The organism is Edwardsiella sp. A.80236, assembly GCF_044540725.1.
Lineage (GTDB): Bacteria > Pseudomonadota > Gammaproteobacteria > Enterobacterales > Enterobacteriaceae > Edwardsiella > Edwardsiella tarda.
This window is the reverse complement of sequence record NZ_JBIUCY010000001.1, coordinates 324,883-346,376: the sequence shown is the minus strand read 5'-3', so window position 1 is coordinate 346,376 and position 21,494 is coordinate 324,883. Positions and strand designations below refer to the sequence as shown.

The window sequence follows — 21,494 nt, the reverse complement described above, 5'->3', positions numbered from 1 at the left end:
ATCACAGGATTGCAATCATGGACTATCAGCTCGATCTCGACTGGCAGGAATTCCTGCAAACGTATTGGCAAAAGCGCCCGTTGGTTATCCGGCACGGTTTCAAGAATTTTATCGATCCGCTCTCACCGGACGAACTGGCCGGGCTGGCGATGGAGCAAGAGGTGGACAGCCGCCTGGTCTGTCACGAGGAGGGGGCGTGGCAGGTGAGCCATGGTCCGTTTACCAGCTATGACCACCTGGGCGAGACCAACTGGTCACTGCTGGTACAGGCGGTCGATCACTGGCACTCCCCGGCGGCGGCGCTGATGCGGCCGTTCCGCCACTTGCCGGACTGGCGGGTGGACGATCTGATGATCTCTTTCTCGGTTCCCGGCGGTGGCGTCGGCCCACACATCGACCAGTATGATGTCTTCATCATACAAGGTAGCGGCCGCCGACGCTGGCGTGTCGGGGAGAAGGGGCAACGCCGTCAGCACTGCCCGCATCCGGATCTGCTCCAGGTCGATCCCTTCGAGGCCATTATCGATGTGGAGCTGAGCGCCGGCGATATTCTCTATATTCCGCCCCACTTCCCTCACGAGGGCTACGCCCTGGAGAATGCACTCAACTACTCCGTCGGTTTCCGTGCCCCCAACGCCCGCGAGCTGATCAGCGGTTTCGCCGACCATATGCTGGCGCACGACCTTGGCGGTAATCACTATGCCGATCCGCAGCTCGCGGCACGCGATAATCCGGCCGAGATCCTGCCGCAGGAGCTGGACACGCTGCGCGCCATGATGATCGCCCAACTGAGCGACGGCGAACACTTCCGCCAGTGGTTCGGTGAGTTCATCAGTCAGTCACGCCACGAGTTGGACATCGCGCCGCCGGAGCCGCCCTACCAGGCTGGCGAGATCTATGAACTGTTACAGGCCGGCGAGGTGTTGGAGCGCTTAGGCGGGATCCGGGTGCTACGCCTGGCCGAGGCGTGCTACGTCAACGGGGAGCGGCTCGAGTGCTCGAATACGGCGGCGCTCGATACCCTGGCGCGTCATGCCTGCCTGAACGCGGCTAGTCTGGGCGAGGCGCTGGAGGATCCGGCGTTTCTCATCATCTTGACGGGATTGATCAATAGCGGTTACTGGTTCTTCCAGGACTAATCCCGACGTCGGCGCCCGTCTGGCGGGCGCCGATGCCGTGGCCGCTACGCGTTACCACGCGCTAGAGGGCAGCCCGCAGCGGATCAACAACTGCTGGAGATAATGCGGCACCACCTGACTGGCGGGGCCGTAATGCTTCTCGGCAAACTCGCTCTCGACCTGACTCGGCTCGAGGTTCAGCTCCACGGTATGAGCGCCGCTCAGTCGCGCCTCATGGACGAAGCCGGCGGCGGGATAGACGTGGCCGGAGGTGCCGATGGCGATAAACTCATCCGCCTGTTGCAACGCCTGATAGATCTCATCCATGCCGAGCGGCATCTCGCCGAACCACACCACGTGCGGACGCAGCGGCGCCGGGATCTGGCAACAGTGGCAACGATCGTCCACGCTCAGATCACCCAACCACTTCACCACCTGCCCCGACTGAGTGCAGTGCGCCTTCAACAACTCACCATGCATATGGATAACACGTCGATTGCCGGCACGCTCATGCAGATTATCGATGTTCTGGGTCACCAGCAGGAAATGGTCGCCCAGCTCTTGCTCCAGCCGCGCCAGCGCCAAGTGGGCGGCATTCGGCTGGATCGCCGGCGTTTGCAACTGGCGACGGCGGGCGTTATAGAACGCCTGCACCAGTTCGGGATCGCGCCGATACCCCTCCGGCGTGGCGACATCCTCCACCCGGTGCTCTTCCCACAGCCCATCCGCCGCTCGGAAGGTGCGGATCCCCGACTCCGCCGAGATACCCGCGCCGGTTAATACGACGACGCGCGGCCGATTGATCGTTTCACTCTTCTCCATGCCCCCTCCCCATACTCTATCCTCATAATAGACCAGCGAGCGCAGGCGCTGATGGCGCAGCCGTTTATTCTTTCTGAAGCGACAGATACGATGGCGCGTTTTCATGATGATGACTCCTTAATCCGCACACGCCGCCGCCCGGGCGGCGCAACGGGCGTCGCTCAGATGCAGGAACGCCGCACCGCGTGTCCCACCATCGTCGCCGTAACGCGCCGGCACAATGACGGGGGGCGTGGCGACGCGTAGCAGGTGGCGCGCGATACGCGGCTCCAGCAAGGCAAACAGCTCGCTAAAATTAGACAGACCGCCCCCGATCACCACCAGTTCGGGATCGAGCACGGTAAACAGATTGGCCAAGCAGATGGCCAGCAGATCGGCGAACTCGGCGGCGTGTTGGCGCGCCCGTGCGTCGCCTTGGCGGTAGCGTGCCACGATCTGCGGGGCACTCAACGCCTCGCCGTGACGCCACTGATATAACCAGGCGAAACCGCGCCCCGAGATATAGTTCTCCAGGCAGCCACGTTGACCGCAGCCGCAGGGGAGACGCGGCGCATCGGCGCCCAAGTAGTCGAGCGCATCGAGCGGCAGGCGCAGATGGCCCAACTCACCGGCCACGCCATTGGCGCCACGATAGATGCGCCCCGCGATCGCCAGCCCACCACCGACCCCGGTGCCGAGGATGAGTCCCAGCACGCTGCCATAGGCCTGCGCCGCCGGATCCCAGGCTTCCGATAGGGTGAAACAGTTGGCATCATTCTCGATGCGCACCGTGCGGCCGAGACGGGCTGCCAGATCGGCGGCCAACGGCTGCCCCATCGCCGCCGGGACGTTGGCACAGAACAGCGTGCCGTCCGGGCGTTGCAGGCCAGGGATACCGATGCCGACGCTACCCGAGACGCCATAGCGCCGATCGGCCTCCTCGGTCAACGACGTCAGCGCCGCCAGCAATGCCGGGTAGTCATCGCGCGGCGTCGCCACGCGCCAATAGCCGACTTGCCTCAAGCCGGCGTCGTAGACCCCCAGCGCCAGCTTGCTACCGCCGAGATCGAAACCGTAGTACATCGTCGCCTCCGTCACTGGCCGCCGCTTAATACCCGCGCCGGATCGATGCGGCTGGCGCGCCGCGCCGGATACCAGCTCGCCAGCAGGCTGAGGATGATGGCGGTCAGTAACACCGCCAAGACATCCAACCACTGTAACTGGCTGGGCAGGAAGTCGATCGGATAAATGTCCCCGGAGAGTAGACGATGGCCCAGCAGGCGCTCGATGAAACGCCCGATCAGGGTCAGCTTCAACGAGGCCAGTACCCCGATTACCACCCCACACAGACTCCCCATCAAGCCCGCCAACAGCCCGTACCAGATGAAGATGGCGCGGATCAGGCCATCCCTCGCCCCCAGGGTACGCAGCACGGCGATATCGCCGCTCTTATCCTTCACCGCCATCACCAGGGTGGAGACGATGTTAAAACAGGCCACCCCGATCACCAGGACCATCGCCAGATACATGATCACCCGGATCATCTGGATGTCCCGGAACATGTAGCCGTAGGTGCCCTTCCAGCTCCGAATGTAGACATAGTCGTTGGTCACCTCACCGGCGGCGCGTACCACCTTATCCGCGCTGAAGGGATCGGCCACCTTGATGGCGATCCCGGTCACGCTATCACCCAGATCCTGATACTGCTGGGCATCGGCCAGCGGCACCAGCGCCAAGGTGTGATCCAGCATGCCGCTCAACTGAAGGATACCGCTCACCTGGAGACGAATGCGTTTCGGCTGCAACAGCTTCATTTGCGGATCGCTGTTAGGCACCATCACCGTCACCCAGTCGCCACGCCGGACGCCCAAGGCGTCGGCGACCCCCTTACCCAGTACCACCTGTTGCGCCCCGGCGTGAAAATCCGCCCAGGCATCATCCAACACATAGCGCGGCAGGGAACTAACTTGATGTTCTTGGGCGGGGTCGACACCACGCACCTGCACCGCACGCAGCTGGCTGCCATGCTCCATCAGGCCGGTGAAGGTGACATAGGGCGCCGCCCCCACCACCCCCTTGACCTGCGCGACGCGCGTCAAGACCGATGGCCAGTCATGAAAGGGCTGCTCCACCGGGTAGATTTCCCCGTGCGGCACCACCGATAAGATACGCTGATCTAACTCGCGCTCGAAGCCATTCATCGCGCTCAGGCCGACGATCAACACCGCCACCCCTAACGCGATACCGACCGTCGAGATCACCGAGATCAGCGAAACCATCCCGCCACGGCGCCGTCCTCGGCTAAAGCGCCGCGCGATCTGTAAAGCCAACGGCATTCCCATCACTGCGCCTCCATCAGCGTCAGCTCCTGGGTCAGCTGGCCGTCGCGCATCTCCAGCTGGCGACGCAGACGGCGCGCCAGCGACAGGTCGTGGGTCACCACCAGGAAGGCGGTGCCCTGACGCACATTCAGCTCGCCCAACAGATCGAAGATGGTATCGGCGGTACGCATGTCCAGGTTACCCGTCGGCTCATCGGCCAAGACCAGCGACGGGTTATGCACCAGCGCCCGCGCGATGGCGACGCGTTGCCGTTCGCCGCCGGACAGCTCCGACGGGCGGTGGTGGGCGCGATGCGCCAGACCCACCGCCTTCAACATCGCCAACGCCTGCGGCTGAGCCTGTTTCGGCTTCATGCCGCCGATCAACAGCGGCATCATCACGTTCTCCAACGCGTTGAAATCGGGCAGCAGATGATGGAACTGGTAGATAAAGCCCAACTCGCGGTTACGCAGCGCCGCCTTGTCTGACGGCGACATGCGATTGAGCGACTGCCCCTTGAAGATCACCTCCCCGGAAGTCGGGCTATCCAGCCCGCCCAACAGGTGCAACAGGGTGCTCTTACCGGAGCCGGAGCTGCCGACGATCGCCATCATCTCACCCGGGTGAATGTCGAACGAGACGTGACGCAACACGTCCGTGCTCAGCTTGCCCTCCTGGTAGCTCTTGCTCAGGTCGTTGCACTGCAACAGGACGGGAGTCTGGGATGAAGGGTTACTCATAACGTAATGCCTCGGCAGGATGAACGGCGGCGGCGCGCCAGGACGGATAAAGCGTTGACAGCAAAGAGAGCAGCATGGCGACCAGGGTGATGGTGATCACCTGACCGGAATGGATGTCTACCGGTAGCGTGCCGCCGCCGAGCATATCGCCCAGCCACGGCAACAAGGTATTCAGTTGGCTGGCCAGCAGCGCCCCCAACAGGGCGCCCAGCAACGAGCCGATGATGCCGGCACTGGCGCCCTGCACCATGAAGACACTCATGATCTGGCGCCGGGTCAGCCCCTGGGTTTGCAGGATGGCCACCTCGCCCTGCTTCTCCATCACCAGCAGTCCCAACGACGTAATGATGTTAAAGGCGGCGACGGCGACGATCAGGCTCAACAGCAGCCCCATCATGTTTTTCTCCATCTTCACCGCCTGGAACAGCTCGCCCTTACGGGCGCGCCAATCCTGCCACACCAACCCCTCGGGCAGCGGATGGGCCACCAGCGCCTCGATGTCCAACGGGCGTTGCATAAACAGGCGCCAGCCGCTGATGTGACCCAACGGGTAGCGCATCAGGCGCGAGGCGTCTTGCTGGTTGACCAGCAACTGCGTCTGATCCACCTCGCTATCGGCGTTAAAGGTACCGATCACGGTGAAGATACGCTGGCTGGGAATACGCCCCATCGGGGTAAACTGGCTGGCGCTCGGCACCATCAGGCGTACCCGGTCGCCCGCTTTGACGCCGAGCGAGGCGGCTAACTGGCTGCCGAGGATGGCACGGTACTGGCCCGGCTGCAGCTGTTGCTGACTGACACCACTCAGGTAACGATCCAGCGGATCGGCCTCCTGTGGGTTCACGCCGATCATCACCCCGACGCCAACACTGTGTGGGCTTTGTAGCACCACGTCACCGCTGGTCAATGGCGCCACGCGGGTCACGCCGGGTAACCCCTTCAGCAGTGACGCCGGATAGCGGGCGGGATCGAGCTCCCCTTGCGGCGTAGTGACCAATGCCTGAGGCATCAGGCTAAGGATGCTCTGCTCCAGATCACGCTCAAAACCGTTCATCACCGACAACACGGTGACCAGCGCCATCACCCCCAGGGTGATACCGATGGTGGATAACCAAGAGACAAAACGACCGAAGCGGTCCGAAGCGCGCCCGCGCATGTAACGCAGGCCAATAAATAGGGCGACAGGTTGATGCATGGCTCTCTTTCTTGCAATGCGCAAAGTGATTGGCAAGTATATGTCTGTGAACAGGTTACCACAATGGGCAGCGCGACGCCCGCCAGCGGCATCGCTCATGGCGTGCGCGTGTCGCGCCGCTGGCATATAGTGGTATTATCTACGCTGACATCCGTATCGCTCCCCTGCGCGGGACACGACGTACACGAGATCCGCTAACGCCCTATGTCTGAACAATATCGACTTACCCTGCCAGAACGCTACCCATTGCCTGCCCGTGCCGGCGATGTTCGCCAACTGGGCCAGCTCAGTGGCTCGGCCTGCGCCCTGGAGTGCGCCGAGATCGCCGCGCGCCATCCCGGCGCGGTGATGCTGGTGGTGCCCGACATGCAGACCGCGCTCCGCCTGCGCGACGAGATCCCCCAATTCAGCCGTCAGTGGGTCACCACCCTGGCCGACTGGGAGACCCTGCCCTACGACAACTTCTCGCCGCATCAGGACATCATCTCCGCCCGCCTCTCCAGCCTCTACCATCTGCCGGGGATGGAGCGCGGCATCATCATCCTGCCGATCAACACCCTGATGCAACGCGTCTGCCCGCACAGCTTCTTGCATGGCCACGCCTTGGTGATGCAGAAGGGGCAGCGGCTATCGCGCGACACCCTGCGCGCCCAATTAGAGCAGGCGGGCTACCGCAGCGTGGATCAGGTGATGGAGCATGGCGAGTTCGCCACCCGTGGCGCCCTGCTCGATCTGTTCCCGATGGGCAGCGACGAGCCTTACCGCATCGACTTCTTCGATGATGAGATCGATAGCCTACGGCTGTTCGACGTCGACAGCCAACGCACCCTGAACGAGGTCGAACGCATCGATCTGCTGCCGGCGCACGAGTTCCCCACCGACAAGAACGCCATCGAGCTGTTCCGCAGCCAATGGCGCGAGCATTTCGAGGTGCGCCGCGACGCCGAGCACATCTATCAGCAGGTCAGCAAGGGAGTCTGGCCGGCAGGGATCGAGTATTGGCAACCGTTATTCTTCGACCAGCCGCTACCGACCCTGTTCAGCTACCTGCCCAGCGGCACCCTGGTGTTGGGACTGGGCGACTTACATCAGGCTGCCGAACGCTTCTGGCAAGACATCGCGCAGCGCCACCAGAGCCGGGGCGTCGATCCGATGCGCCCCCTGCTGCCGCCCGAAAGCCTATGGATGCGGGTAGATGAGCTGTTCACCGCCCTGAAGCAGTGGCCTCGCATCCAACTGACGCGCGAGACCCTCAGCGAACGCGCCGGGCATTGTAACCTGCACTACCAACCCCTGCCGACCCTGGCGGTCGAGGCGCAGAGCAAGAAGCCGCTGGACAACCTGCAGCGCTTCCTGGCGCAGTTCGACGGCAGCGTGGTGTTCTCCGCCGAGAGCGAGGGGCGGCGCGAAACCTTGCTAGAGCTGCTGGCCCGCATTCAGATCGCGCCACGGCTGATAGCACGCCTCGAAGAGGCGGAGCCCGGCGGCCATTACATCATGGTCGGCGCCAGCGAGCATGGCTTCATTAACAGCCAACTGGCGCTGGCGCTGATCTGCGAAAGCGATCTACTCGGCGAACGTGTCAGTCGGCGACGCCAGGACAATCGGCGTACCATCAATACCGATACCCTGATCCGCAACCTGGCGGAATTGGCACCCGGCCAGCCAGTGGTGCATCTGGAGCACGGCGTCGGGCGCTACGGCGGCATGACCACCCTGGAGGCTGGCGGCATCAAGGGCGAGTACCTGATCCTCTGCTATGCCGGCGACGCCAAGCTCTATGTGCCGGTCTCCTCGCTGCATCTGCTGAGCCGCTACGCCGGCGGCGCCGACGAGAGCGCCCCGCTGCACCGCCTGGGGGGCGACGCCTGGACGCGCGCACGCCAGAAGGCGGCGGAGAAGGTACGCGACGTGGCGGCCGAGCTGTTGGACATCTATGCCATGCGCGCCGCCAAGGCGGGCTTCGCCTTCCGTCATGACCGTGAGGCCTATCAGCTGTTCTGCCAGGGCTTCCCGTTCGAAACTACCCCCGATCAGGAGATGGCGATCAATGCGGTGCTCGGCGACATGTGCCAGCCGCTGGCGATGGATCGCCTGGTGTGCGGCGACGTCGGCTTCGGCAAGACCGAGGTGGCGATGCGCGCCGCCTTCCTGGCGGTCCATAACAGCAAACAAGTGGCGGTGCTGGTGCCCACCACCCTGCTGGCGCAACAGCACTACGATAACTTCCGCGATCGCTTCGCCAACTGGCCGGTACGTATCGAGTTAATCTCGCGCTTCCGCAGCGCCAAGGAGCAGGCGCAGGTGCTGGCGGACACCGCCGAGGGCAAAGTCGATATTCTGATCGGTACCCATAAGCTGCTACAGACCGATGTGCTGTGGAAGGATCTAGGGCTGTTGATCGTCGACGAGGAGCACCGCTTCGGCGTACGTCAGAAGGAGCGCATCAAGGCGTTGCGCGCCGATGTCGACATCCTGACCCTGACGGCGACACCGATCCCGCGCACCCTGAACATGGCGATGAGCGGCATGCGCGATCTCTCCATCATCGCCACCCCTCCAGCGCGGCGCATGGCGGTGAAGACCTTCGTGCGCGAATACGACAGCCTGCTGGTGCGCGAGGCGATCCTGCGCGAAACCCTGCGCGGCGGCCAGGTATACTACCTGTATAACGACGTCGACTCTATCCAGAAGGCCGCCGATCGACTGGCGACCCTGGTACCGGAGGCGCGCATCGCCATCGGCCACGGCCAGATGCGTGAGCGTGAGCTGGAGCGGGTGATGAACGACTTCCACCATCAGCGCTTCAATGTGTTGGTGTGCACCACCATCATCGAGACCGGCATCGACATCCCCAGCGCCAACACCATCATCATTGAGCGCGCCGACCACTTCGGTCTGGCACAGCTGCACCAGTTGCGCGGACGCGTGGGACGCTCCTACCATCAGGCCTACGCCTACCTCCTGACACCGCCGCCGAAGGCGATGACCGTCGACGCCCAGAAACGCCTGGAGGCCATCGCCTCGCTGGAAGATCTGGGTGCCGGTTTCGCCCTGGCGACACACGATCTGGAGATCCGCGGTGCCGGTGAGCTATTGGGCGACGATCAGAGTGGTCAGATGGCCAGCGTCGGCTTCTCGCTGTATATGGAACTGCTGGAGAGCGCGGTCGATGCCTTGAAGGCCGGGCGCGAACCCTCGCTGGAGGACCTGACCAGCCAGCAGACCGACGTAGAGCTGCGCATGCCAACCCTGTTGCCGGAAGAGATGATCCCCGACGTCGGCACCCGCCTCTCCTTCTACAAACGCATCGCCAGTGCCGGCGACGCGGATACGCTGGCCGATCTACGCGCCGAGCTGATCGACCGCTTCGGCCCGCTGCCCGAGGCGGCGCGCAACCTGCTACAGTGTGCCGCGCTGCGTCAACAGGCGGCGGCGTTGGGTATCCGACGCATCGAAGGGCATGATAAGGGGGGCTTTATCGAGTTTAGCGAGAGCAACCACGTCGATCCGGGCTATCTGATCGGGCTGCTGCAACAGCAACCGGGCGTCTTCCGTCTGGATGGTCCCAGCAAGCTGAAGTTTATTCGCGATCTCGCCGAGCGCCCGGCGCGACTCGAGTTCATCGGCCAACTGCTGGCGGCTTTCGCCGAGCATCGCATCTAATCCCCTCCGCCGCTGCGCCTCATCGCGGCAGTCACCCAGATGGCCCCGTCGGGCCGTCTGGGTTGACGATCGGCATGGCGTGCCGATGGCTCGACGTTACTGGGTTAGGCCTTCTGGTCGATGACCAACTGCCCCTTGCTATCGAGCGGGATCTGCGAGCCTGGATCGCGATCCATGCGCACCCGACCTCGCTGTTCGCCGATCAGGTAGGTGACGTCATAGCCAAGTAGACGCCGCGACTTGTCATACTCGGTGCTGCAACGCTGCTCGCGCGTGGCATAGGTGTCATTCTGCTGCATACGGTCCTGGATCTGATTCCCCGCATAGCCACCGCCCAGCGCCCCCAGCACCGTCGCCACATCGCGTCCCCGTCCGCTGCCGACCTGATGGCCCAGCACCCCACCGGCTACCGCCCCCAGCAACGACCCAGCCAGGCGATTCTCATCCTGCACTGGTCGACGGCGCATCACGGTCACCTCACGGCAGACCTTACGCGGCGTCTTGATCGTCTCATGGATCGGCTGGACCGAGAGCACCCGTGCATACTGCGGTGCCGCGTCGAAAACCTTCAATCCGGCGACCGCCGCCACGCTTAACGCGGCCGCGACCCCAATGCCGATACCGGCCAACATGGACTTATTCATCTGCGTGATCCTTCTGTTGTCTGGCCCGGCGCCCACACTAAGCGGCGCGGCACGGCCAGTCATGACTCAAGTGATGACAGGCAGTGTGCGCAGGGGACGGGACATCAACAATCGGAATAACGGAAGAAATGCCCGCCAGGCGGGCTATAAGGCGGGATTCAAGACAATTCTGAGGGACGCGCGCGACGCCGACGGGAGGTTAACTTCAACTCGCTGACCAGCACCCCGATGACGATCAACGCGGCCCCCAACAACGCCACGCCCGGCAGACGCTCGCCGGCGATACGCCCCACCACCCCGGCCCACACCGGTTCACCGGCGTAGATCACCGTGGCACGGGTTGGCGACACGCTGCGTTGCGCCCAGTTCATGGTCACCTGGATGATGCCACTGGCGGCGCCCAGCCCCAAGGCGCTGAACAGCAGATAGCTGGAGCAGGATGGCAGCGACTCCCCATTCGGCCACATCAGCACGAAGCTGAGCAGCGACGCCGTGGCCAGCTGGATCAAGGTCACCCGGCGCACATCGACCCGCCCGGCGCAACCGCTGATCAGGATGATTTCCGCCGCGATGGCCAGGGTGCTGATCAGGGTCATCACCTCGCCGACGCCGAACGCCCCGTCCCCATTCTGGGGGCCCGCCAACAGCAACAGGCCAATAAACGCCAGGCCGATGCCGATCCAGGCCATCAGACGCGGCCTGCGTCCGAGAAACAGCCACTGCAACAGCGGCACCAACGGCACATACAGCGCGGTCATGAAGGCCGACTTACTGCTGCTGATGGTTTGCAGGCCATAGGTCTGGAGGCCGTAGCCGGCGGCGATCGCCGCACCGATGCTCACTCCCCAGGCCCATTCGCGCCGGGTAAAGCCATGCAGATGGCGCCAGCTCAGCAACAGTAGCATCAGCGTGGCGGCGGCGAAGCGTAACCCGACGAAGAAGAAGGGACCGCTTACCGTCATGGCATGATGCACGATCAGAAAGGTACCGCCCCAGAGCATGGTGATGAAGATCAGGATCAACTCTTGGCGTGAGAGCATCGGACGAAAAACAGAATGGGACGACATCGGCAGGAACCAGTCACAGATAACGGACTGCTCAGTGTGCGCGCCGCGCCGGATGCGGTCAAGAGGCAGGATATAGGCGCCGCACAGCGGCGCCTATGACGGGATTAATGCAGTTTGAGATGCGGGCGGATCACCCGGTTGATGCTATCGACCAACATGCGCAGACCCGTCTTCAGATAACCATGCAGGGCGATCTGGTGCATACGGTAGAGCGAGATGTACATCAGACGCGCGATACGCCCCTCGATCATCATTGAGCCCCGCGTCAGGTTGCCCATCAGGCTACCGACGGCGCTGAACTCAGAGAGCGAGACCAACGAGCCGCGATCGCGATAGATGAATGGTTTCAGCTCTTTGCCCTGCAATAACGCCAGGATGTTGTCGGCACACAAACTCGCCATCTGATGTGCGGCCTGACCACGCGGTGGCACGGTGCTACCGTTCGCCTGCGGACAGGCGGCGCAATCGCCGATGGCGAAGATGTGCGCATCGCGCGTGGTTTGCAGCGTCGGCTCCACCACCAACTGGTTGATGCGGTTGCTCTCCAGGCCGCCGATATCGCGCAGGAAATCCGCCGCTTTGATGCCCGCCGCCCATACCATCAGATCGGCCGGGATAAACTCGCCGCCTTTGGTCTGTAGGCCGTTGCTCTCCGCGCAGGTTACCATGGTCTGGGTCAGGACGCGCACGCCGAGCTTACTCAGCTCCTGATGGGCGGCGGCCGAGATGCGCGGCGGTAATGCCGGCAGGATTCGCTCCCCCGCCTCGACCAGCGTCACATTCAGCGCCGCGCTGCTCAGGTTCTCGTAACCGTAGCTTTGCAACTGCTGCACCGCGTTATGCAGTTCGGCGGACAGCTCTACCCCGGTCGCGCCCCCGCCGACGATGGCGATATTGACCTGCTCCTCCGGCTTGCCCGCCGCGGAGTATTTCAGGAAGAGGTTTAGCATCTCGTTATGGAAACGGTGCGCCTGCTGCGGGCTGTCCAGGAAGATGCAGTTCTGGCGGACGCCCGGCGTCCCGAAGTCGTTCGAGGTACTGCCCAACGCCATCACCAGAATGTCGTAGTCGAGCTGACGTTCGGCCACCAGCAATGCGCCCTGCTCATCATGGATCGCCGCCAAGGTGACACGGCGCTGCTGACGATCGAGTTCGGTCATGCTGCCCAGCTGAAAGGTGAAGTGATGAGCGCGCGCATGGGCCAGGTAGCTCAAGGCATCCACCCCATCATCCAGCGAGCCGGTCGCCACTTCGTGCAACAACGGCTTCCACAGGTGGCTATGGTTGCGATCGATCAGCACCACTTCCGCCTTTCCTTTCCGCCCCAGCGAATGGCCCAGGCTGGTCGCCAGTTCGAGTCCGCCGGCACCACCACCGACAATCACGATTTTCTTCTTTGCTGCGCTCAAAGCTCTCTCCCTTGGTAAAAAATGTAAACCATTCGTTAACCGAAGATGACTTCCGCATAACCCAGAGTGGCGGCTTGGCTGACGAAGGTTAATTTCATTCACTGCGGGCACAATACCACAAAGGGTAATATGGTCATACCAAAATTGATTCAAATCAAATAAAGTGGTGATTGTTTGGCTATTTTTTGTGCGTTGGCGCCGATTTTTTAAACTTAATAGCCAGACTGGCAACATGGCGATGACAATGCCCCCACCTAGCGCCAGCGGCACGCCCCCGCGCGCCATCGCGCCTGAGATATTCATCCTGCCGGGATGCGGTGCTATCATGGCCACATCGTGGCGCACACTCCGGCGCCATCCGCCGCCTGCCTGCATTAGGACGCCATGAACGCCAGACAACAGCTTATTCTGCAATTAGTTAACGACAAACGCCGCATCAGCGTCGCCGAACTGGCGCAGATCTGCCAGGTTTCCGAGGTCACTATCCGCCAGGATCTGACACTGCTAGAGAAACGCAACTACCTCAAGCGGGTACACGGTTTCGCCACCGCCCTGGAAAGCGAAGAGAGCGAAGAGGTCGATGCGCGTATGAGGATTAACTTCACCCTGAAGCAACAGCTGGCCGCCTATGCCGCCTCGCTGGTTGAGGATGGGGAGACCATTTTCATCGAAAGCGGCAGCACTAATGCCCTGTTGGCGCGCTACCTGGCCGAGCGCAAGCACATCACCTTGGTCACCGTCAGCACCTATATCGCCCACCTCCTCAAGGAGACCGACTGCGATGTCATCCTGATGGGGGGGATGTACCAGAAGCGTAGCGAGACGGTGGTCGGCCCGTTGACACGTCAGTGTATCCAACAGGTCCATTTCAGTAAGGCCTTCATCGGCATCGACGGTTTCCATCCCGATACCGGTTTTACCGGGCGCGACATGATGCGGGCCGAGGTGGTCAATACGGTGCTGGCCAAGGGGGCGCAGAATATCATCCTGACCGACGCCTCGAAGTTCGGCCAGATCCATCCCAACCCCGTGCTGCCTGCCTCCGCCATCAGTCGAGTGATCACCGACTATCGCCTCGCCGATACGCAGCGAGAACAGCTGGAGGCGTTGGGGATCGCCGTCGATAAAGTCTCCGAGAGTGGCATTCGCTGAGGCGCGCGCGAAGAAAGAAAAAAATCCTGCGTCCACCCTTGCACTGGGTCTGTATTACTGTATATATTTACAGTAATATTACTCATGAGGAGTGAACCATGCGCATTGAACTGACTCTGGACAAGCGCAACCCGCTACCCGACGGGGCACTTGATGCCTTTCGGCACGAGTTTTCCCGCCGTATTCAACCACACTACCCCGATTGTATCGTGCAGGTACGCCAGGCCGGTGCCAACAACCTGAGTGTCCTAGGGGGAAACAAGAGCGACCGGGAGATCATCGAGACCATCCTGCAAGAGACCTGGGAGAGCGCCGACGACTGGTTCAACCCCGATTACCCGGAATAAGGTGCTATCGGCCTGATCCCTGGCGCTAATAGCTTGCTAAGTCACGTTTTTTCTGGTGGACGCAGAAAAAAACTATCGCCCACGACGCGGAAGCATATACTGAAAAGGCGCATGGCATGCGTTTGTTGATCCTAGCTTATTGCTCCTCGTTAGTACGTATTTCAGTGACTACGCTTAAGGGGGTCTTATGAACGGCAAAGATGAAGTGATCCAGACGCACCCGGTTATCGGTTGGGATATCAGTACCGTCGACAGTTATGATGCCTTAATGATCCGTCTTCACTACCTTTCATCGCAAGATCAACCCCCGGAAGATGCCCGCGTCGACCGCACATTATGGTTGACCACCGATGTGGCCCGGCAGCTCATCACCATCCTCGAGGCCGGTATCGCCAAGATCGAGGACAGCGATTACCAACAGATTGATTACATCAAGCATTAACCTTCCCCTACACCGCCGCCAGGCGGTGTTTTTCTTTGGGCACCCAGGCGCCCTAGACCATCCCGGTATACACTAAACAGAGAGGCCGCCTAGGCGCCTCTCCTGCACACCAATCTAACGCGTAGCCGCGTGACGGAGGCGGAGATGGACTATGATCTGGCAATCGTTGGCAGTGGCTCTGTCGGCGCCGCCGCCGGTTACTATGCTGCCCTGGCCGGCCTCAATGTCGCCCTGTTCGACCGCCATTCTCCCCCCCATCGTCTGGGGAGCCATCATGGCGATACCCGCCTAATGCGCCATACCGACGCCATCACGCCACAGTACGCCGCCTTGGCCCTGCGGTCACAGCGACTCTGGCTGGCTTTAGAGGAGATCAGCGCGCTCCCCCTGTTTCATCGTTGCGGCGTGCTGAGCCTCGGCCCCCGACACAGCGCCTTCATGCGCGGTATCCAGGCCAGTGCGCACCAGCAAGGCGTGACGCTCGACCTCCTAAGCCGGGAGGCCCTCGTTGAGCGTTGGCCGACCATCCGCCTCCCGGAGACCTACGCTGCCCTACTGGAGCCGGATGCCGGCTACCTCAAGTGCCATCTGGCCATCGCTACCCTGATCGAGAAGGCGGCCGATCTCGGGGCCCGACTACACTTCGACTGCCCATTACATACCTTACAAGCCGAAGGGGATGGCGTTCGTCTATGCGCCCCGCAGGGCGACTGGTATGCCCGGCGCGTCATCGTCTGTGCCGGCAGCGGGACCCACAGCCTGTTACCCGCACTACCGCTGCGTATCTGGTGTAAACCCTTCGCCTGGTATCAAGCGGGGGCGAGTTTCAGCGAGGCTCGTCACTTCCCTGCGTTGCACACTCTGACGCCGCAGGGCCGCTACTTCTATAGCTTTCCCGCCGTGGATGGTGCCCTCAAGGCGGGACGTTACGATGGCGGTCTCCCCATCGTCCCACCTGCACATTGTCCCAGTGCCCGCGACGCCCGAGAAGATGAGGCGATCCACGACTACCTGCAACAATTTCTCCCCCAAGTCGGTCCCTGCCTACGCGGGGAGATCGCCAGCGTCGCCTCAACACCCGACGATCGTCTCATTCTCGACCGACTGCCCGGGGCTTCGGCGATTATCGTGGTGGCCGGCCTCGGTAGTCAGGGGTTTAAGTTTGCGCCGGCGTTGGCCGAACTGGCGCTCGCCCTGGCACACGATGAAATGCCGGCGCTCGATCTGAGCCCGTTTCGTCTCGACCGTTGGGGAACGCCCGCTCACTAATCGGCGGCGGGAAACGCCCCGCCCCCTACACCATGGTGAGGGGGCGGCTTACGTTCGTCTCCCTCCCGGCCCCACGGGATCAGAGACACGATGCTGGCGTGTTAGCGTGATGCGATGATGCGATGATGGTGCAAGAGGTGGAGGACGAGAGCCACCTCGTCATCATTACCTTTACCCATCTCATACGCGAACACGAAGCCTAACCGTACCGCCTGCGCTCATCATACCGTCAATGTCACTCACTAATATTTATTTTAATATAACGAGATATTTTTATTATTTATCTATTTCCTGGCGCGAGAAAAATAATTCCCAACCACAGACAGATGCTCGGCTTTTCCATTGACACGCTACAACAAAAAAATTAGTTTGTGGGTTTAATACGCCTCGGGCCGTTATCCTCTATTCCCTATCACCCGTGTCCTGCCTAGTCACGGGAGTGCGCCAAGTATGGTGCCTGACACCGCACCACAGCACGTGGTTGTGGTCGCTGCTATCGCTAAAGGACGAGTCATGGAGTTATTGGTTATTGAACCCTGCCGCTATACCCAAATGGGCATCGATTTATTTATTAAGGATGAGGAAAATATCAATATTAATTATGTCGATGATATCACCAAAATTAATGGTGACCACGCAACAGCACAGACAGACTTTATTTTCGCCAATCTCAGCCTTTATTGCCAACATCATGCGATAAGTAGCGACTTACAGACTTTTCTCCATCGTCCTCGACGCGCAATAAGCTTTATTTATACCGAGGCGCACTACCCCTATACTAAACAACCGTTATATCTACAAAATGGTATTTATTTAATTAATAAAAAGATGACGCTGACGTTGCTCCATCTGATCGGTCGCCAGCCGCCCCAGTCATCGCTAACACCCAGCGACCAGATCGCGCAGATCTACGGAGCCTGGCCGTTGCTAACCCCCCGCGAGATCACCGTACTGCACGACTGGATGCAACAGATCGCCAATCATCGTATCGCCCAACGTCTACGCCTGAGTCCACGCACCATCTACGCCCATAAGCGACGCATCATCGAAAAAATGCGCGTGAGAAACCGCATCGAGCTCTGTTATCTGTATAATCTGCTGCGTCATCTCTATTAAGGATTGCGTGGCGAGGCTTGAGGGGCTGGCGGGTTTTTCCTATACTCGGATCCCGCTTTCTGTGCCGTGAGGCATCATGCTCGACCGTCTGTTGCAACGCCTAATCGAAAATGTGCGCCATCACCTGATTTTTTACCTCGTCGTGTCGCTGTTACTGTTGGCCTTTGACCTCTACTACTTCATGGTAAGCTGAGCATACGACGCATGGCGCATTGCGTGTGCACCGTACGATCCGCTATGCTGATAGCTGTGCTTTCAGTACGTTAACCCTCTTTGGTATCTGCTATGCTGTCGTTTACTCTGGATCGCAACAGCCCGCTGGCGTTACAAACGCAACTCTATCAGCAATTTCACACCGCGCTGCATGATGGCTCATTACGCCATGGCGAGCGGCTGCCCTCGATCCGCGAACTGGGCGGCAAGCTACACGTATCGCGCAATACCATCACCGCCGTGTATGAAAAGCTACTGCAAGAGGGGTTTATCGCCAGCCGGCCCGGCGTGGGCTACGACGTGATCTACGCCAGCCACATCGATCTCCCGGAGACGCCGACGGCGCGCCATGAGCTGGACCATCCCCCCAGTGTACTGCGCACCCAGGCGCCTGAAACCTATGTCGACGTCGACAGCCCACTGTTCTTCAGCCTGGGCAATCCGGACGAGTCGGCCTTTCCCTGGCAACGTTGGCGCAGCTGGAACAACAAAGCCTCGCGCAGCAAGCATCTGCTGATGACCCGCTACCATCCACCGGCCGGTCTGCTCTCGCTACGCCAGGAGCTGGTCAAATACCTGGCGGCGGCGCGCGGTATCCATACCGATGCCCAGCACATCATCATCACCAACGGTGTACAGGAGGGGTTGGCCTTACTGGCGCGAACCTTGTTGACGCCGCAGGAGCATATCGCCGTCGAGTCGCCCTGCTACCCCGGAGCCTGGAATCTGTTTACTAGCTTCGCCCCGCAGATCCATGCCATCCCGGTCGATGAGTGTGGGCTACGTACCGAGCTACTCCCCGAACAGCAGTGTGCATTAGCCTACGTCACCCCTTCGCACCAATACCCGGTCGGCAGCACCCTACCGCTGACGCGCCGCCTGGCCCTGCTCGACTGGTCGCGCCGCTCGAATGCCTATGTGATCGAGGACGACTACGATACCACCTTCCTGTATGGCACCCAGCCGTTACCCGCGCTCAAGTCGCTGGAAGACGCTAACAACGTGATCTATCTGAGTAGCTTTTCGAAGACGCTCGGTCCAGGGATGCGGCTCGGTTTCATGGTCTGCCCGGATCGACTGGTCGATCCCATCCTCAATCTAAAGGCGTTATGGAATCACGGCGCCAGTTGGCTCTACCAACAGTTCCTCGCCGATTTTATGTCGGATCAGGGCTATCACCGTCACCTGCGTAAGCTGGAGTTGGAGTATGCCGCTCGCCAGGCGCTGCTGCGTGAGGGATTGTGCGCCCTGTTCCCCCGCGCCCGTCTGTTAGGCACCTCATCCGGCCTCCACCTGACGCTCAAGACCGATCTCAGCGCACAGAGCGTCAATCGCCTACGCGAACGCTGCCTACGCGACGGCGTGCGTTTCGATACCCTACAGAGTATGTGTAACGGCTCGGAGCGCGCCTACCTGGAGCACGACGGCGCGCCGTTGATGCTATTTGGCTTCAGTGCCTTGTCGGCGGTGAAGATCCGCCGGGCGCTGGAAATCATCGCCCGGGCGGCCAAGGAGTTGGCGTTGGTCTAAAGAGCACGCCATGGGGCGGCGTCGCGCCGCTCAGGCGGCCGGCAGCGCATTGCTCGGCAATTGCAGGCGGAAATCTTGTTGCAGGGCATGAGGCGCATCGCTATTCAGCAATTGCTGATAGATGTCACCCGCCACGATACAACGCTGGCGATCGGGGTCGCTGGCCATCGCCAACCCCAATGCGTTACCGGCCATCTCGTTATACAGCAGATCCGTCAGGCGATTCTTCTCCCCCAACGAGGTGACCGTACGTAACGCGTCTACCGTGGTGTTATACAACGGCGACAGGCTGTTCTGCTGGTTACAACGCCGATAGACCTCATGATAAAAGGCCAACTGCAACGCCTGCTCATAACGCAGGCTGGCGGCAGGTACCTTGACCTGAGCCTGCGCCGCGCTCGCGGCCGTGTTCGTCGTGGCCGCACTGGTCGGGGCCACGCCGCTCGAAGGCGCGCTGATGACCGGATGCGGGGTCGCGATCGTCACCGAGGTGCTAGGCTCTGCCGAGGCACTGGCGGCATACCATGCCATCAAGCTGGCGCCGAGCCATAGAAAGGGTTTATTCATCATCATTTCCTCTAGAAATGTTTTGCTACTATCCTAATGCGTCAAACTGACAAGAAAAGGGGCAATCTGTTGTGCCACAGCCCATTCTGTATCAGTCTGTGTCCTCGGTTAAGCTAGCCTAACAGGCTCTCCCCGCGCCCCCGTTGCGCAATGCGCGATATATGCGCGTTTTTTCAACGGCGCGCCGCGTAGATTTCCAAGGCGGTCACATTCCCGCACGCTATTTCAGACTGATTTACAATTGTATTATCTTATTTATGGTACCATCGTCACGTCACGCTATCCTGCGAACTTGTCTGATATTTGGGGTATCACGGCTCACCGAATCGGCGACCAGTCTGGTTACCGGGATGGCAACGAGTCGCTCGTCCTTTTCCCTCTGGCATCCGTTCGTGGTTAATTAAGGTAAGGTAATGGAAGTCATCAAAGAGATCCTGCATGCACTGTGGGCCCAAGATTTCGCCGTGCTAAGCGATCCGCACGTAGTCTGGATTATTTACGCCATTCTATTTACGACTCTGGTCTTAGAGAATGGTTTGCTTCCCGCCGCCTTTCTACCGGGTGACAGCCTGTTGCTGCTATCCGGTGCACTCATCGCGCGTTCGGTACTCCCCTTTTTCCCCACCCTGTGCCTGCTGGTCATCGCCTCTAGCCTAGGGTGCTGGCTCAGCTACTTGCAGGGGCGTTGGCTGGGCGATACTCGTTTGGTACAAGGCTGGCTGTTACGCCTGCCGCCACAATACCATCAACGCGCTTACAATCTTTTCCATCGCCACGGTTTGATGGCGTTGCTCATCGGCCGTTTCCTGGCCTTCGTACGCACCATCCTGCCGGTACTCGCCGGGCTATCGGGACTGCGTAGCACACGCTTTCAGATCTTCAACTGGATCAGTGCCCTGCTCTGGGTCGGCGTGGTGCTGGGGTTAGGACTGGCTATCAGCCACATCCCCTTCGTCAAACAGCATCAGGATCAGGTGATGTCGATCCTCATCGTCCTGCCGGTGGTCTTGCTGGTCAGCGGCCTGATCGGCACCCTGTTACTCCTCCTGCGCCGCCGTCGGCAACCGCACGCCTAACCCCACACGCTGTCGCCCTCGTCACCTGCGCCGAGGGCGACAGAAATCAGACTATTTACCTGTCGATAAATTCTCCGGCACCTATACTGCTCTCATTATCAGCCGGTTCCGCCACGCCTCAACTATACTTAAAACGTGTCGGACGCAGTAAGGAGCCCAACATGAACCTCACCATGAAACGCGTCACCAGCGTCGCCTTAGCGCTTGCCCTGGTCGCCTCCCTCAGTGCCTGTTCCAACATGTCTAAACGCGATCGCAATACCGCCATCGGCGCCGGTGCCGGTGCGATCGGTGGCGCCATCCTGACCGATGGTAGCGCGCTGGGTACCGTCGGCGGAGCCGCCATCGGCGGGCTGATCGGCCATCAGGTCGGCAAGTGATGTCGCTCGGCTCACCCCGGTCGTAGGCATGAAAAAGCCGGCAAGCATGCCGGCTTTCTTGTCTTCACACGCGATGGCGGCGAAGCGCCGCCTTTAACCGCCAGCCAACTTCACCCGCAGGCCTTTCGCCTCCAGCAGCTGTTTCAGTAAATCGCGTTTATCGCCCTGGATCTCGATCATCCCGTCACGCACGCTACCGCCGCAGCCACAGCGCTTCTTCAGCTCGGCCGCCAGCGCCTGCGTCGCGCCATCATCCAGATCCAGCCCGCTGATCACGCAGACGCCTTTCCCCTTACGCCCGCTGGTTTGGCGCTGAATACGTACGATGCCGTCCCCTTTCGGGCGCGCGATCGGCGCCGCCTCCTGCTGGATACGCCCGCTGGCGGTGGAGTAGACCAAACGACTGTTACTCTCTTGCATGACTCGGTTCTCTATCTCTCG

Annotated in this window: 21 protein-coding genes; 11 read left to right on the top strand and 10 right to left on the bottom strand. The window is 60.9% G+C overall.

Translation table 11 applies throughout. From position 1 onward, the window contains the following. Positions 1 to 17 precede the first annotated feature (17 nt). Positions 18 to 1,139, top strand: a complete 1,122-nt coding sequence (locus ACEQFP_RS01540) for a cupin domain-containing protein (protein ID WP_109728278.1) — start codon at positions 18 to 20, stop codon at positions 1,137 to 1,139. A 51-nt stretch (positions 1,140 to 1,190) separates the two neighbouring features. Here ACEQFP_RS01540 and cobB read toward each other — a convergent pair whose 3' ends face one another. The 5 genes from cobB to lolC are packed head-to-tail and all read right to left on the bottom strand — an operon-like array spanning position 1,191 to position 6,175. Next, positions 1,191 to 2,051, bottom strand: a complete 861-nt coding sequence (gene cobB, locus ACEQFP_RS01535; RefSeq protein ID WP_370547546.1) for a Sir2 family NAD+-dependent deacetylase — start codon at positions 2,049 to 2,051, stop codon at positions 1,191 to 1,193. Between the two features lie 6 nt (positions 2,052 to 2,057). Continuing rightward, positions 2,058 to 3,002 (bottom strand): N-acetylglucosamine kinase, encoded by a 945-nt coding sequence (nagK, locus tag ACEQFP_RS01530; RefSeq protein ID WP_005293890.1) that lies wholly within the window; start codon positions 3,000 to 3,002, stop codon positions 2,058 to 2,060. Positions 3,003 to 3,013: 11 nt separating this feature from the next. Continuing rightward, complete coding sequence (gene lolE / locus ACEQFP_RS01525; protein ID WP_005287181.1) at positions 3,014 to 4,261, bottom strand: lipoprotein-releasing ABC transporter permease subunit LolE; 1,248 nt, start codon at positions 4,259 to 4,261, stop codon at positions 3,014 to 3,016. Then, complete coding sequence (gene lolD / locus ACEQFP_RS01520) at positions 4,261 to 4,980, bottom strand: lipoprotein-releasing ABC transporter ATP-binding protein LolD (RefSeq protein ID WP_035596205.1); 720 nt, start codon at positions 4,978 to 4,980, stop codon at positions 4,261 to 4,263. The genes lolE and lolD overlap by 1 nt, the downstream gene beginning before the upstream one ends. Beyond that, a complete protein-coding gene (gene lolC, locus ACEQFP_RS01515) occupies positions 4,973 to 6,175 on the bottom strand; it encodes a lipoprotein-releasing ABC transporter permease subunit LolC (RefSeq protein ID WP_035596202.1) in 1,203 nt (400 codons plus the stop codon). The genes lolD and lolC overlap by 8 nt, the downstream gene beginning before the upstream one ends. A gap of 204 nt (positions 6,176 to 6,379) precedes the next feature. On the opposite strand from lolC, the gene mfd reads away from it, so the two are divergent. Continuing rightward, the gene (gene mfd, locus ACEQFP_RS01510) at positions 6,380 to 9,841 is read left to right on the top strand and encodes a transcription-repair coupling factor (RefSeq protein WP_370547375.1); all 3,462 of its coding nucleotides are present in this window, start codon (positions 6,380 to 6,382) and stop codon (positions 9,839 to 9,841) included. Positions 9,842 to 9,945: 104 nt separating this feature from the next. Here mfd and ACEQFP_RS01505 read toward each other — a convergent pair whose 3' ends face one another. The 3 genes from ACEQFP_RS01505 to ACEQFP_RS01495 form a co-directional block, all read right to left on the bottom strand. Further along, positions 9,946 to 10,485: a glycine zipper 2TM domain-containing protein gene (locus ACEQFP_RS01505; protein ID WP_035596196.1), complete on the bottom strand. Its 540-nt coding sequence runs from the start codon at positions 10,483 to 10,485 to the stop codon at positions 9,946 to 9,948. A gap of 158 nt (positions 10,486 to 10,643) precedes the next feature. Further along, positions 10,644 to 11,552 (bottom strand): DMT family transporter, encoded by a 909-nt coding sequence (locus ACEQFP_RS01500; protein ID WP_370547374.1) that lies wholly within the window; start codon positions 11,550 to 11,552, stop codon positions 10,644 to 10,646. 104 nt (positions 11,553 to 11,656) lie between these two features. Next, a complete protein-coding gene (locus tag ACEQFP_RS01495) occupies positions 11,657 to 12,961 on the bottom strand; it encodes an NAD(P)/FAD-dependent oxidoreductase (RefSeq protein ID WP_370547373.1) in 1,305 nt (434 codons plus the stop codon). A 384-nt stretch (positions 12,962 to 13,345) separates the two neighbouring features. Between ACEQFP_RS01495 and ACEQFP_RS01490 the strand changes: the two genes are divergently transcribed. The 7 genes from ACEQFP_RS01490 (at position 13,346) to ACEQFP_RS01460 (ending at position 19,030) form a co-directional block, all read left to right on the top strand. Further along, positions 13,346 to 14,113: a DNA-binding transcriptional regulator YciT gene (locus tag ACEQFP_RS01490; RefSeq protein WP_005293873.1), complete on the top strand. Its 768-nt coding sequence runs from the start codon at positions 13,346 to 13,348 to the stop codon at positions 14,111 to 14,113. A gap of 98 nt (positions 14,114 to 14,211) precedes the next feature. Then, positions 14,212 to 14,460 (top strand): DNA damage-inducible protein I, encoded by a 249-nt coding sequence (gene dinI / locus ACEQFP_RS01485; RefSeq protein ID WP_005287203.1) that lies wholly within the window; start codon positions 14,212 to 14,214, stop codon positions 14,458 to 14,460. 187 nt (positions 14,461 to 14,647) lie between these two features. After that, complete coding sequence (bssS, locus tag ACEQFP_RS01480) at positions 14,648 to 14,902, top strand: biofilm formation regulator BssS (protein WP_005287207.1); 255 nt, start codon at positions 14,648 to 14,650, stop codon at positions 14,900 to 14,902. 144 nt (positions 14,903 to 15,046) lie between these two features. Then, complete coding sequence (gene solA, locus ACEQFP_RS01475) at positions 15,047 to 16,171, top strand: N-methyl-L-tryptophan oxidase (protein WP_370547372.1); 1,125 nt, start codon at positions 15,047 to 15,049, stop codon at positions 16,169 to 16,171. A 513-nt stretch (positions 16,172 to 16,684) separates the two neighbouring features. Beyond that, the gene (locus ACEQFP_RS01470; RefSeq protein ID WP_370547371.1) at positions 16,685 to 17,287 is read left to right on the top strand and encodes a helix-turn-helix transcriptional regulator; all 603 of its coding nucleotides are present in this window, start codon (positions 16,685 to 16,687) and stop codon (positions 17,285 to 17,287) included. Positions 17,288 to 17,363: 76 nt separating this feature from the next. Next, positions 17,364 to 17,480, top strand: a complete 117-nt coding sequence (locus tag ACEQFP_RS01465; RefSeq protein ID WP_097364525.1) for a DUF2770 family protein — start codon at positions 17,364 to 17,366, stop codon at positions 17,478 to 17,480. 92 nt (positions 17,481 to 17,572) lie between these two features. After that, complete coding sequence (locus tag ACEQFP_RS01460) at positions 17,573 to 19,030, top strand: PLP-dependent aminotransferase family protein (RefSeq protein WP_005293866.1); 1,458 nt, start codon at positions 17,573 to 17,575, stop codon at positions 19,028 to 19,030. A 30-nt stretch (positions 19,031 to 19,060) separates the two neighbouring features. Here ACEQFP_RS01460 and ACEQFP_RS01455 read toward each other — a convergent pair whose 3' ends face one another. After that, positions 19,061 to 19,597, bottom strand: a complete 537-nt coding sequence (locus ACEQFP_RS01455; RefSeq protein ID WP_005293863.1) for a hypothetical protein — start codon at positions 19,595 to 19,597, stop codon at positions 19,061 to 19,063. Between the two features lie 413 nt (positions 19,598 to 20,010). On the opposite strand from ACEQFP_RS01455, the gene ACEQFP_RS01450 reads away from it, so the two are divergent. Together ACEQFP_RS01450 and osmB are read left to right on the top strand one after the other, a co-directional pair. Further along, entirely contained in the window at positions 20,011 to 20,673 is a 663-nt protein-coding gene (locus ACEQFP_RS01450) for a DedA family protein (protein WP_035596186.1), read from the top strand. A gap of 161 nt (positions 20,674 to 20,834) precedes the next feature. Further along, entirely contained in the window at positions 20,835 to 21,053 is a 219-nt protein-coding gene (gene osmB / locus ACEQFP_RS01445; RefSeq protein ID WP_068870842.1) for an osmotically-inducible lipoprotein OsmB, read from the top strand. 93 nt (positions 21,054 to 21,146) lie between these two features. On the opposite strand, the gene yciH is transcribed toward osmB, so the two are convergent. Next, positions 21,147 to 21,473 carry a stress response translation initiation inhibitor YciH gene (yciH, locus tag ACEQFP_RS01440; protein WP_005287240.1) on the bottom strand — a complete coding sequence of 109 codons (327 nt, stop codon included), beginning with the start codon at positions 21,471 to 21,473 and terminating at the stop codon, positions 21,147 to 21,149. Positions 21,474 to 21,494: the final 21 nt, after the last annotated feature.

Bases quoted from the DNA above. Each gene is read 5' to 3' on its own strand.
- solA (WP_370547372.1), top strand. From the start codon at position 15,047: ATGGACTATGATCTGGCAATCGTTGGCAGTGGCTCTGTCGGCGCCGCC.
- ACEQFP_RS01455 (WP_005293863.1), bottom strand. From the start codon at position 19,597: ATGAATAAACCCTTTCTATGGCTCGGCGCCAGCTTGATGGCATGGTAT.
- osmB (WP_068870842.1), top strand. From the start codon at position 20,835: ATGAACCTCACCATGAAACGCGTCACCAGCGTCGCCTTAGCGCTTGCC.
- bssS (WP_005287207.1), top strand. From the start codon at position 14,648: ATGAACGGCAAAGATGAAGTGATCCAGACGCACCCGGTTATCGGTTGG.
- ACEQFP_RS01465 (WP_097364525.1), top strand. From the start codon at position 17,364: ATGCTCGACCGTCTGTTGCAACGCCTAATCGAAAATGTGCGCCATCAC.
- ACEQFP_RS01460 (WP_005293866.1), top strand. From the start codon at position 17,573: ATGCTGTCGTTTACTCTGGATCGCAACAGCCCGCTGGCGTTACAAACG.
- ACEQFP_RS01540 (WP_109728278.1), top strand. From the start codon at position 18: ATGGACTATCAGCTCGATCTCGACTGGCAGGAATTCCTGCAAACGTAT.
- ACEQFP_RS01490 (WP_005293873.1), top strand. From the start codon at position 13,346: ATGAACGCCAGACAACAGCTTATTCTGCAATTAGTTAACGACAAACGC.
- lolC (WP_035596202.1), bottom strand. From the start codon at position 6,175: ATGCATCAACCTGTCGCCCTATTTATTGGCCTGCGTTACATGCGCGGG.
- yciH (WP_005287240.1), bottom strand. From the start codon at position 21,473: ATGCAAGAGAGTAACAGTCGTTTGGTCTACTCCACCGCCAGCGGGCGT.
- ACEQFP_RS01505 (WP_035596196.1), bottom strand. From the start codon at position 10,485: ATGAATAAGTCCATGTTGGCCGGTATCGGCATTGGGGTCGCGGCCGCG.
- mfd (WP_370547375.1), top strand. From the start codon at position 6,380: ATGTCTGAACAATATCGACTTACCCTGCCAGAACGCTACCCATTGCCT.
- lolE (WP_005287181.1), bottom strand. From the start codon at position 4,261: ATGGGAATGCCGTTGGCTTTACAGATCGCGCGGCGCTTTAGCCGAGGA.
- nagK (WP_005293890.1), bottom strand. From the start codon at position 3,002: ATGTACTACGGTTTCGATCTCGGCGGTAGCAAGCTGGCGCTGGGGGTC.
- ACEQFP_RS01500 (WP_370547374.1), bottom strand. From the start codon at position 11,552: ATGTCGTCCCATTCTGTTTTTCGTCCGATGCTCTCACGCCAAGAGTTG.
- ACEQFP_RS01450 (WP_035596186.1), top strand. From the start codon at position 20,011: ATGGAAGTCATCAAAGAGATCCTGCATGCACTGTGGGCCCAAGATTTC.
- dinI (WP_005287203.1), top strand. From the start codon at position 14,212: ATGCGCATTGAACTGACTCTGGACAAGCGCAACCCGCTACCCGACGGG.
- ACEQFP_RS01470 (WP_370547371.1), top strand. From the start codon at position 16,685: ATGGAGTTATTGGTTATTGAACCCTGCCGCTATACCCAAATGGGCATC.
- lolD (WP_035596205.1), bottom strand. From the start codon at position 4,980: ATGAGTAACCCTTCATCCCAGACTCCCGTCCTGTTGCAGTGCAACGAC.